The organism is Azohydromonas aeria, assembly GCF_009760915.1.
GTDB lineage: Bacteria > Pseudomonadota > Gammaproteobacteria > Burkholderiales > Burkholderiaceae_C > Azohydromonas > Azohydromonas aeria.
Map to the genome: position 1 here is coordinate 21,529 of NZ_VIDQ01000083.1, position 10,284 is coordinate 31,812.

Below are 10,284 nucleotides of genomic sequence, written 5' to 3' on the forward strand. Positions count from 1 at the left end.
ATGAAGCTCGAAACCTTCAACCTCACGAAGCGCTTCGGCGCCTTCACCGCGCTGGAGGGCGTGTCGCTCACCGTGCGCCCGGGCACGGTGCACGCGCTGCTGGGCGAGAACGGCGCGGGCAAGAGCACGCTGGTGAAGTGCGTGGTGGGCTACCACCGGCCCGACGACGGCGCGGTGCTGGTCGATGGCCGCGAGCGGGACGTGGCCTCGCCCACCGTGGCGCGCGCGCTCGGCATCGGCATGGTCTACCAGCACTTCACCGTGGTGCCGGGCATGACGGTGGCGGAGAACCTGCTGCTGGCGCGCGGGCGGCTGCCGGCCGTGATCCGCTGGCGCCAGGCGCGTGCCGAGCTGGAGGCCTTCATGCTCACGGCGCCCTTCGCGCTGCCGCTGGACGCCACGCCGCTGCAGCTCTCGGCCGGAGAGAAGCAGAAGCTGGAGATCCTCAAGCAGCTGTTCCTGCAGCCGAAGCTGCTGATCCTGGACGAGCCGACCTCGGTGCTCACGCCGCAGGAGGCCGACGAGGTGCTGGGCGCGCTGCGCGAGATGGCGCACGCCGGGCGCAACTCGGTGCTGATGATCACGCACAAGTTCCGCGAGGTCGCGGCCTACGCCGACGACGTGAGCGTGCTGCGCCGCGGGCGGCTGGTGTACACGGGCGCCGTGGCGCAGAACTCCGCGCCGCAGCTGGCCGCGGCAATGGTGGGCGAGGGCAGGGGCGCCGCTGCCGCCGCCGCGGCGCAGCCCCGGCCGCCGCGGTCGCCAGGCGCGCCCGGCGAGGTGCGGCTGGCCGTGCGCGGGCTGTCGGTGGCCGGCGACCGCGGCGCCCTGGCGGTGCAGGCGCTGGACCTGGACGTGCGCGCCGGCGAGATCGTGGGCGTGGCCGGCGTGTCGGGCAACGGCCAGCGCGAGCTGCTGGAGGCGCTGGTCGGGCAGCGCGCGCGCGAGTCGGGCAGCGTGCGCGTCGAGGGCGAGGAGTTCCGCGCCACGCGGGCGCAAAACCGCCGGCTGCAGGTGCGCTGCCTGCCCGAGGAACCGCTGCTCAACGCCTGCGTGCCGCACCTGAGCGTGGCGCGCAACCTGGCGCTGCGCCGATTCGACCGGGACGGCCCGCGCGTGCGCTGGCGCGCGCTGCGCCGGCGCGCGCGGGCGCTGATCGACGAGTACGGCGTGCGCACCCAGGGCGAGGACGCGCCCATGCGCGCGCTGTCCGGGGGCAACGTGCAGCGCGCGGTGCTGGCGCGCGAGCTCGATGGCGAGGTGCGGCTGCTGCTGGTGGCCAACCCGGTGTTCGGGCTGGACTTCGCCGCGGTGGCCGAGATCCACGCCCGCATCGTGGCTGCGCGCAACGCCGGCGCGGCGGTGCTGCTGATCAGCGAGGACCTCGACGAGCTGCTGGCGCTGGCCGACCGCATCGTCGTGCTCAGCGAGGGCCGCATCGTCCACGAGGTCAGCGCCGCGCAGGCCGAGCGCCACGCGCTGGGCGCCTGCATGGGCGGCCGCGCCCATGCCGAGCAGCGGGAGGCCGCATGACGCGCATCGACGCCCGACCCTTTGCCTTCGAGCTCGACCTCGCGCACGCGGCGCTGGTCGTGATCGACATGCAGCGCGACTTCGTCGAGCCCGGCGGCTTCGGCGCCTCGCTGGGCAACGACGTGACGCGGCTGCAGGCCATCGTGCCCACGGTGCGGCGCGTGCTCGACGCCTGGCGCGGCGCCGGCGCCCTGGTGGTGCACACGCGCGAGGCGCACCGGCCGGACCTGTCGGACTGTCCGCCGGCCAAGCGGATGCGCGGGCAACCGGCGCTTCGCATCGGCGACGTGGGTCCGATGGGCCGCGTCCTGGTCGCCGGCGAGCCGGGCTGCGAGATCGTGCCGGTGCTGGCGCCGCTGCCGGGCGAGACCGTCATCGACAAGCCCGGCAAGGGCGCCTTCCACGCCACGGCGCTGGACGCGCTGCTGCGCGGACGCGAGGTGCGCCAGCTCGTGTTCATGGGCGTGACCACGGAGGTGTGCGTGCAGACCAGCATGCGCGAGGCCAACGACCGCGGCTACGAGTGCCTGCTGGTGGAAGACGGCACCGACAGCTACTTTCCCGACTTCAAGCGCGCCGCCATCGACATGATGTGCGCGCAGGGCGCCATCGTCGGCTGGGCCGCGCCGAGCACCGCGCTGCTGCCGGCGCTGGAGGGGCGGCCATGACGACGACGCGACCCTGGACCATCGCCGCGTGCCTGGAGGCGTTGCACGGCGGCGCGCTCACGCCGGCGCGGCTGGTGGAGAAGGTGCGCGCGCGGCTGTCGGCGGACGACCCGGCCTGGATCACGCTCTGCGACGACGCCTTCGTGGCGGCCCAGCTGGCGCGCCTGGAAGCGCTGGAGCCGTCGCTGCCGCTCTACGGCGTGCCCTTCGCGGTCAAGGACAACATCGACGTGGCCGGGCTGCCCACCACCGCCGCGTGTCCGGCCTTCACCTACGTGCCCACGCGCCACGCCGGCTGCGTGCAGCGGCTGCTCGATGCCGGCGCGGTGCTGGTGGGCAAGACCAACCTGGACCAGTTCGCCACCGGGCTGGTGGGCACGCGCTCGCCTTATGGCGAGGTGCCCAACAGCTTCGACCAGGCCTACGTCAGCGGCGGTTCCAGCTCGGGGTCGGCCTCGGTGGTGGCGCGCGGGCTGGTGCCCTTCGCGCTGGGCACCGACACGGCCGGCTCCGGCCGCGTGCCCGCGGGCTTCAACAACCTGGTGGGCCTGAAGCCCACGCCCGGCGCGGTGGGCATGCGGGGCGTGCTGCCGGCCTGCCGCACGCTGGACACCGTCTCGGTGTTCGCACTCACCGCCGCCGACGCGGCGCGCGTGCTGGCGCTGATCGAGGGGCCGGACGAGGGCGCCGCGTTCCACGCCGCCGTGCCGCGTCCGCCCTGGTTTGCGGCGCCGCTGCGCGTGGGCGTGCCGCTGGTACCGGACTGTGACGCGGCGCTGGGCTACGACCGCGCCTTCGCCGCCGCGGTGGCGCGGCTGGAGCCGGCGCTGCAGGCGCGCGCGGTGCCGGTGGACATGCGGCCCTTCTTCGAGGTCGCGCAGCTGCTCTACGAGGGCCCCTGGGTGGCCGAGCGCCACGTGGTGGCCGGTGCGCTGCTGGCCGAAGCTCCGCAGGCGCTGGACCCGGTGGTGCGCGGCGTCATCGCCGCGGCCGCCGGCTTCGATGCGGCCGACGCCTTCCGCGCCCGCTACCGCCTGGCCGAGCTGGCGCGCGCCATCGAGCCGCTGTGGCGCGACATCGACGTGCTGATGGTGCCCACCGCGCCGACGCTGCCCACGCGCGCGGCCGTGGCGGCCGAGCCCGTGCTGCGCAACAGCGAGCTGGGCCGCTACACCAACTTCGTGAACCTGCTGGGACTCGCGGCGATCGCGCTGCCGGCGTCGATCACGCCGCAGCGCCTGCCTTTCGGCGTGACATTCATCGCCCCCGGCGGCAGCGACGCGGCGCTGGCGGCGCTGGGCGCGCGCTGGCAGTCGGGGCTGGATCTGCCGCTGGGTGCGCAGCTGGGCGCGCCGACGCCGGCGGACCTGGCCCCGGCCCGGCTGCCGGCGGCCGCGCCCACGCTGGCGCTGGCCGTGGTCGGTGCGCACCTGCAGGGCATGCCGCTGCACGGCCAGCTCGTGGAGCGGGGCTGCCGCTTGCGCGAGCGCACGCGCACCACCGCGCGCTACCGGCTGCATGCGCTGCCCGGCAGCGTGCCGGCAAAGCCGGGACTGCAGCGGGTGGCGCAGGGCGGCGTGGGCATCGAGGTCGAGGTCTACGACATGCCGCGCGCCGAGGTGGGCGGCTTCCTGGCGCTGATCCCGCCGCCGCTGGGACTGGGCTCGGTGGAGCTCGAAAGCGGCGAGTGGGTGCACGGCTTCATCTGCGAGCCGCTGGCGCTGGCGGATGCCGAGGACGTGAGCGCTTTCGGCGGCTGGCGCGCGTACCTGCAGGACAAGGCGAGGGTGGCGGATGACGCAAGATGACCCGCAGGTGCTGCGCGAGGTGCGCGCCGCGTTCGAGGCCTACGAGCGCGCGCTGATGGCGCACGACCTCGACGCGCTCAACGGCTTCTTCCACGCCGACGCGCGCACCACGCGTTACGGCATTGCCGACAGGCAGCTGGGCTTCGACCAGATCGCCGCGTTCCGCGCCGCCAGCGCGCCGCCCGGCTTCACGCGGGTGCTGGAGAACGTGCGCATCCAGAGCTTCGGCCGCGACTTCGCCGTGGCCCAGACCGAGTTCGTGCGCAGCGACACGCCGCTGCGGGGCTTCCAGAGCCAGGCCTGGGTGCGGTTGCCCGGCGGCTGGAGAATCGTGGCCGCGCACGTCAGCATGATCGACCTTCCGTGACCCATCCCCTCAAAGCCGTTCCCGTCCTGAGCCTGGCCGAGCATGCCTATCAAAGCATCCGGCAGCTGATCTTCGACTTCGCGCTCATGCCCGGCGACCGCTTCAGCGAAAGCGAGCTGAGCCAGCGGGTGCAGGTCAGCCGCACGCCGCTGCGCCAGGCGCTGCAGCGGCTGGAGCGCGAGGGCTTCCTGCAGGTGTTCCCCAAGCTGGGCTGGCAGGTGGCGCCGCTGGACTTCGACCAGTTCGACGAGCTCTACGACCTGCGCATCCTCATCGAATGCCATGCGGCGCAGGCGCTGTGCGAGGCCGAGCCGCGCGAGGCGCTGCAGGCGCTGGCGGCGCAGTGGCTGGTGCCCGCGAGCGAGCGCAGCGCCGATGCCGACGCCGTGCGCGAGATGGATGAGCAGTTCCACTGCAGCCTGGTGCAGGCCGCGGGCAACCGCGAGATGGCGCGCGTGCACCGCGAGATCACCGACCGCATCCGTATCGTGCGCCGGCTCGACTTCACCAAGCCCGCGCGCATCGCCGCCACCTACGACGAGCACGCGCGCATCCTGGGCGCCATCACGCGCCGGCGCGCCGAGGAGGCGCTGCGGCTGCTGCGCGCGCACGTCGAGCAGAGCAAGCTGGAGGTGCGGCACATCACGCTGGACATGCTGTACCGGGCGCGGCAGCAGGCGTGAGACGAAACGGACTGGTTCGTCAGACGCTGTCTTCCCCGTTCGCCCTGAGCCTGTCGAAGGGCAGGCGCTCGGGACGCCCCCAGGGGCCCTTCGACAAGCTCAGCCCGAACGGGGCTTGTAGTCTGCGTTGCGCTACACCACCCGCGAGAAGCGCGTCTTTTCCTTCGAGGCGCGCAGGTGCCGGTCGAACACCATGGCGATGCCGCGGATCAGGTACCAGCCCGCGGGCGTGACGCGGATGCCCGCGTCGTCCACTTCCACCAGGCCGGAATGCACCATGCCGCGCAGCTCGGCCAGCTCGGTGCCGAAGTACTCGGCCATGCGGATGCCGTGGGCCTGCTCGACGCTGGCGTGGTCGAGGTGTCCCTGGCACATCAGCGCCATGATCACCTCGCGGCGCAGCTCGTCGTCGGCATCCAGCGCGTAGCCGCGCACCACGGGCAGCTCGCCGCGCTCCAGGCTTTCGGTGTACTCGGGCAGCGTTTTGGCGTTCTGGTAGTAGGTGCCGCCGATGCGGCCGATGGCCGACACGCCCAGCGCCACCAGGTCGCAGTCCGGCTGCGTGCTGTAACCCTGGAAATTGCGGTGCAGCTGGCCCTCACGTTTGGCCACGGCCAGCGGGTCGTCGGGCAGCGCGAAGTGGTCCATGCCGATGTGCTCGAAACCGCGCGCCAGCAATCCGTTGATGGCGTCGCCCAGCATGGCGATGCGCTGCGCGGGGCTGGGCAGCTCGGCCGCGTCGATGCGCCGCTGCGGCTTGAAGCGTTCGGGCAGGTGCGCGTAGGCGTAGAGCGCGATGCGGTCCGGCCGCAGCTCGCCGATGAACTCCACCGTGCGCCTGAAGCTCTCGGGCGTCTGCCTGGGCAGCCCGTAGATGAAGTCGGCGTTGATCGAGGTGAAGCCCAGGGCGCGGGCGCTGCGCATGAGCCCCTGCACCATCCCGAAGGACTGTACCCGGTGCACCGCCTCCTGCACGTCGGCGTCGAAGTCCTGCACGCCAAAGCTCAGCCGGTTGAAGCCCAGGCCGCGCAGGTGCGCCAGCCGCTCCGCCGTGACGGTGCGTGGATCGACCTCGATGGAGATTTCCGAGTCCGGCGTGAAGCGAAACGCCGCCTTGAGGCGCTCCATCACGCGCGCGAGCTCGGCGTCCGACAGGAAGGTGGGCGAGCCGCCGCCGAAGTGCAGCTGCGACACCGGCCGCCCGCCGCCCAGCGCCTGCAGCACCAGCGAGAGCTCCCGCTCCAGCGCGTCGAGGTAGGGCGCGGCGCGGTCGTGGTGCTTCGTGATGATCTTGTTGCAGGCGCAGTAGTAGCAGATCGACTCGCAGAACGGGATGTGCACGTAAAGCGACAGCGGCGCGGCCGTGCCGCTGGTGCGCATGTCGGCAAAGGCCTGCAGCGCCTGCGCGGGGCCGAAGTGGTCCGCGAAACGGTCGGCGGTCGGGTACGAGGTGTAGCGCGGGCCGGGCTTGTCGAAGCTGCGCAGCAGCTCCTCGGTGAGCACGGCGCGGGCGTCCAGCGGTTGGGCGGCAGTGGAAGGCATGGCGGCAATGTTGGCCCAGGCCGCCCGCGGGCGGCTTGAGGTTTGTCAAGCGGGGTGGCGTTGCGGGGGGCGGCCGCTCACTGCAGCGTGTGCTGCGCCAGGCGCTGGGCGTCGAGGATGCGGATGTCGCGCTTGTCCACCTCGATCATGCGGCTGGCTTCGAGCTCGCCGAGCACGCGCGAGAAGTACTCCGGCGTGATGGACAGGCGCGAGGCGATGGTGGCCTTGCTCACCGGCAGCGACACGGTGCGCACCGGCTGTCCGCGGTCGGGAGCCTGCTGGCGCAGCAGGAAGTTCACCACGCGCTGCGTGCCGCTGTGCAGCGCGTAGGACTCCACGTCGCTCATGAGGCTCTGCATCCGCTCCGACATGCCCGTGAGCAGCCGCAGCGCGAAGCGCGGGTCGCGCGCGATCCCGGCCTCCACGGCCTGCCTGGGCAGGCCCAGCACCAGCGACTCGGCCAGCGCCGTCGCGTTGAAGGTGGCGGCGCGTTGGCTGAACAGCAGCGCCTCGCCGAAATTGCGGCCAACGCCCATCAGCTCGATCACCTTTTCCTGGCCCGTCGCCGAGATCGCGTGCAGCTTGACCTGGCCCGTGGCCACGACGTGCAGCGCGTCGCAGCGGTCGCCGGCGCGGAACACCGTCTCGCCGCGCCCGTAGCGGCGCAGCTGGCAGGCGTCGGCCAGCTGCTGCAGCTCGGCCGGGGGCCGGTCGCCGAACAGCGGCAGGACGGAGAGGAAACGCGGGGTGTCGAAGTGGCGCGGGGTCATGACCCGAATGGTCCACGCCAGGGGCTTCGCGGCCCATTCTCCCGACGGTCAGACTTGAGCGGCGGGAAGGAGGATGCCGGGCTTGTCCAAGGAACGATGTCCCGACCGCCGGCATCGTCCGGAAGAACCAGGCCGGCGGCGGCCCGGGGCGTGCATTGGGAACGCGGCACGCGGCGCACGGCGGGCCTGCGAGGCCCGCAACACGCCGGTGCCTGGGCGAAAGGGCGTGTGGAAGCCGTCAGCCGCGGTCGGCGCGGGCGGCGCGCATGCCGGGGTCGGTGCCCACGGCGCCGCTGCCCGTGCGCGAGTCCATCGTGCCGGTGTTGTTCATGGTGCGCGCCGGCGTGGGCTCGTTGGCGTTGTTCCTGTTGACGTTCACGTCGACGGCCCCGTCGGCGTTCCTGCCCACGTCCACGTCCACGCCGGGCACGCCGCGGTTCATTTCATTCTGCGCGGCCCGGGTGCCGCTGCCGACGTTGGACTCGTCGGCGGCCTGCACGATGCCTCCCAGGGCCAGCAGCGAGATGGACGCGGCAGCGAGGGTGTTGCGGATGATGCTCATGTCATGCTCCTCAGGGCTGTGGATGGAATGCCCGGCCCCGGGAGCCGCACCGCGCCGGCTCGGACAACTCCCGGGGTCGTGCCGGGAAGCTGGCAATGGCCATGCCCACGCCGGCCCGACGTGCGCTATCCCGCCCCCAGCTGCCGCGACAGTGCCGCCGCGCAGCGCCGGATGGCCCCGGCCAGCGCGCCGTCCCAGGCGGTGTCGAAGGTGGCGCTGGGTCCAATGCCGGTGATGCTCAGCAGCAGCGCGCCGCGGCCGTCGAAGACCGGCGCGGCCAGCGCGCTCACGCCGGGAATGGCCTGGTCCACCACGCGCGCCAGGCCATGGCGGCGCACCTCGTCGAGCTTCGCTTCGAAAGCCGCCGCGTCCAGTGCCGCCCCCTGCAGCCCGCCGGCCGCCGCCTCCTGCGCCAGCATCGCCTGCACCTCCTCGCGCGGGCGGTGCGCCGCGAACAGCCAGCCCGAGGCCGTGCCGCGCAGGCTCATCACCGTGCCGTGGCGCATGGCCACGTGCACGGGGCTGGGCGCCTCGGCCACGCGCACGATGGTCGGCCCGCGGTTGCCCCACACCGCGATGGCCATGGTGTGGCCGGTGGCCTGCGCCAGCTCCTCGATCAGCGGCGTGGCCAGCCGCACCGGGTCGAACTGCTGCAGGCTGATCAGGCCCAGCTGCAGCGCCAGGGGCCCCAGCCCGTAGCGGCCGCTGCCGGGTTCCTGCTCGATCAGGCCGAGCTTGCCGAAGCTCACCAGGTACGGGTGCGCCTTGGCCGGCGGCATGCCGGCCTCGCGCGCCAGGTCTTTCAGCGCCATCGGCCGGCCGTGGTGGGCCAGGGCCAGCAGCAACTGGCCGCCAACCTCGATGCTCTGGATGCCGCGCGAGCCGCGCTCAGGCACCGGTGCTGAAATGGTTTCGTCCACGGACATGCTCACGTTCATGTTTGCCAAAGCGGATTAGACATGAACGAATGCCGAAGTCTGCTGGCCATGGCGCCGGCGTTCGCGCGCTGCGCAAGACGGCACCATGGCTCCGGAGCAACAGCGCCGCTCCGGACAAACCCGTGTTGGTCAGGGTGAACCCGAGTGTGGGAACGCGGTTTGACGGCCTGCGCCTGCGGACGGCGGCCACACTGGCGGCCGGGCCCGGCGCGTCAAGGGGCGGGCAGGGCCTGAAGCAGTTCCGGAACCGAGGAGACACCCCATGACAACGAAGAGAGCCACCATGAAGCTGCTGGCCGGCGCCGCGCTGGCCGCGCTGGGCCTGGCCGGCGCCACGGCGCACGCGCAGCAGGACTTTCCCACGCGCCCCGTGCGCATCATCACGCCCTTCCCGGCCGGGGCCGGCCCGGAAGCCGTGGTGCGCCTGGTGGCCGAGCGGCTGCAGAAGAAGTGGGGCAAGCCGGTGGTGGTGGAGAACAGGCCCGGCGCCAACGGCTTCATCGCCATCGACGCCTTCAAGCGCGGCTCCAGCGACGGCCACGACCTGATCCACCTCGACAACGTGCACCTGGTCGCCTACCCGCACCTGTTCAAGAAGCTGCCCTACGACCCGGCCAAGGACTTCGACGCGCTTGCGCCGCTGTTCAGGACGTACTTCTTCGTCGGCGTGCCCACCGACAGCAAGTACCGGACGGTCGGCGACATCGTGGCCGACGCCAAGGCCCGGCCCACCGCGCTGAACTACGGCTCCTGGTCGGTGGGCAACCCGGTGCACCTGGGCTCGGCGCTGCTGGAGTCGATGACCGGCACGCAGATGCAGCACGTGATCTACAAGGAAACCTCGCAGCTCTACACCGCGGTGGCCACCGGCGAGCTCAACTTCGCGCTGGGCTCCATGGCCACGGCCGGTCCCCTGCAGCGCTCCGGGCGACTGAAGTTCATCGCCGTGACGGCACCGAAGCGCCACCCGGCCTTCCCCGACGTGCCCACGGTGGCCGAGTCGGGCGGCCCGGCCGGCTACGAGGTCACGGGCTGGACCACGATTGCCGCGCCCAAGGGCCTGCCCCGGCCGCTGGCCGACAAGGTGCAGCGCGACATCGAGGAAGCGCTGGCCGACCCGGAGATCAAGCAGCGCTACGCCACCTTCGGCTACGACCTGTTCCCCGCCACGCGCGAGCAGTTCAGCGCCTTCATCGCCGCGGAGTCGGCCAAGTACGCCGACGTGATCCGCAAGGCCAGGGTGTCGCTGGACTGACCCGCCCGGGTTGCGGTCCCAACGAAAAAAAAGGCGCCGGCCCGCGGGAGCGGGACGGCGCCATCAGGAGCGCTTCTCACTTTCGCGCTCTCTCCCTCTTGAGAGTCTTTCCCTCGTGACGACGGATGCGGACGGGGCGCGGCGGGCTTACTGCGCGC

At 72.6% G+C, this 10,284-nt stretch carries 10 protein-coding genes; 6 read left to right on the forward strand and 4 right to left on the reverse strand.

The annotated features are described in order from the left end of the window. The 5 genes from FJ694_RS30480 to FJ694_RS30500 are packed head-to-tail and all read left to right on the forward strand — an operon-like array spanning position 1 to position 5,059. A complete protein-coding gene (locus FJ694_RS30480; protein WP_157271298.1) occupies positions 1-1,533 on the forward strand; it encodes an ABC transporter ATP-binding protein in 1,533 nt (510 codons plus the stop codon). Continuing rightward, entirely contained in the window at positions 1,530-2,201 is a 672-nt protein-coding gene (locus tag FJ694_RS30485) for a cysteine hydrolase family protein (RefSeq protein WP_157271299.1), read from the forward strand. Before FJ694_RS30480 ends, FJ694_RS30485 begins: the two co-directional genes overlap by 4 nt. Beyond that, positions 2,198-4,009 (forward strand): allophanate hydrolase, encoded by a 1,812-nt coding sequence (gene atzF, locus FJ694_RS30490; protein WP_157271300.1) that lies wholly within the window; start codon positions 2,198-2,200, stop codon positions 4,007-4,009. Before FJ694_RS30485 ends, atzF begins: the two co-directional genes overlap by 4 nt. After that, positions 3,996-4,376: an oxalurate catabolism protein HpxZ gene (gene hpxZ, locus FJ694_RS30495; RefSeq protein ID WP_157271301.1), complete on the forward strand. Its 381-nt coding sequence runs from the start codon at positions 3,996-3,998 to the stop codon at positions 4,374-4,376. The genes atzF and hpxZ overlap by 14 nt, the downstream gene beginning before the upstream one ends. Then, complete coding sequence (locus FJ694_RS30500) at positions 4,373-5,059, forward strand: GntR family transcriptional regulator (RefSeq protein WP_232540299.1); 687 nt, start codon at positions 4,373-4,375, stop codon at positions 5,057-5,059. Before hpxZ ends, FJ694_RS30500 begins: the two co-directional genes overlap by 4 nt. A gap of 132 nt (positions 5,060-5,191) precedes the next feature. Here the strand turns inward: FJ694_RS30500 and hemN are convergent, their stop codons facing one another. The 4 genes from hemN to FJ694_RS30520 all read right to left on the reverse strand — a co-directional run bounded on the left by hemN (position 5,192) and on the right by FJ694_RS30520 (position 8,859). Next, on the reverse strand, positions 5,192-6,601 hold the full coding sequence (hemN, locus tag FJ694_RS30505) for an oxygen-independent coproporphyrinogen III oxidase (protein ID WP_157271302.1): 1,410 nt from the start codon (positions 6,599-6,601) through the stop codon (positions 5,192-5,194). A 77-nt stretch (positions 6,602-6,678) separates the two neighbouring features. Beyond that, positions 6,679-7,371 (reverse strand): Crp/Fnr family transcriptional regulator, encoded by a 693-nt coding sequence (locus tag FJ694_RS30510; RefSeq protein ID WP_157271303.1) that lies wholly within the window; start codon positions 7,369-7,371, stop codon positions 6,679-6,681. A gap of 238 nt (positions 7,372-7,609) precedes the next feature. Next, on the reverse strand, positions 7,610-7,933 hold the full coding sequence (locus FJ694_RS30515; RefSeq protein ID WP_157271304.1) for a hypothetical protein: 324 nt from the start codon (positions 7,931-7,933) through the stop codon (positions 7,610-7,612). A 125-nt stretch (positions 7,934-8,058) separates the two neighbouring features. Next, a complete protein-coding gene (locus FJ694_RS30520; protein ID WP_157271305.1) occupies positions 8,059-8,859 on the reverse strand; it encodes an IclR family transcriptional regulator in 801 nt (266 codons plus the stop codon). A gap of 274 nt (positions 8,860-9,133) precedes the next feature. Here FJ694_RS30520 and FJ694_RS30525 point away from each other — a divergent pair, with 274 nt between their 5' ends. After that, positions 9,134-10,126, forward strand: coding sequence for a Bug family tripartite tricarboxylate transporter substrate binding protein (locus tag FJ694_RS30525; RefSeq protein WP_157271306.1), 993 nt, complete (start codon positions 9,134-9,136; stop codon positions 10,124-10,126). Positions 10,127-10,284 lie beyond the last annotated feature (158 nt).

Excerpts from the sequence above, each read along its gene's own strand:
- FJ694_RS30485 (WP_157271299.1), top strand. The coding sequence starts at position 1,530 with ATGACGCGCATCGACGCCCGACCCTTTGCCTTCGAGCTCGACCTCGCG.
- FJ694_RS30520 (WP_157271305.1), bottom strand. The coding sequence starts at position 8,859 with ATGTCCGTGGACGAAACCATTTCAGCACCGGTGCCTGAGCGCGGCTCG.
- FJ694_RS30525 (WP_157271306.1), top strand. The coding sequence starts at position 9,134 with ATGACAACGAAGAGAGCCACCATGAAGCTGCTGGCCGGCGCCGCGCTG.
- FJ694_RS30515 (WP_157271304.1), bottom strand. The coding sequence starts at position 7,933 with ATGAGCATCATCCGCAACACCCTCGCTGCCGCGTCCATCTCGCTGCTG.
- FJ694_RS30480 (WP_157271298.1), top strand. The coding sequence starts at position 1 with ATGAAGCTCGAAACCTTCAACCTCACGAAGCGCTTCGGCGCCTTCACC.
- hemN (WP_157271302.1), bottom strand. The coding sequence starts at position 6,601 with ATGCCTTCCACTGCCGCCCAACCGCTGGACGCCCGCGCCGTGCTCACC.
- FJ694_RS30510 (WP_157271303.1), bottom strand. The coding sequence starts at position 7,371 with ATGACCCCGCGCCACTTCGACACCCCGCGTTTCCTCTCCGTCCTGCCG.
- hpxZ (WP_157271301.1), top strand. The coding sequence starts at position 3,996 with ATGACGCAAGATGACCCGCAGGTGCTGCGCGAGGTGCGCGCCGCGTTC.
- atzF (WP_157271300.1), top strand. The coding sequence starts at position 2,198 with ATGACGACGACGCGACCCTGGACCATCGCCGCGTGCCTGGAGGCGTTG.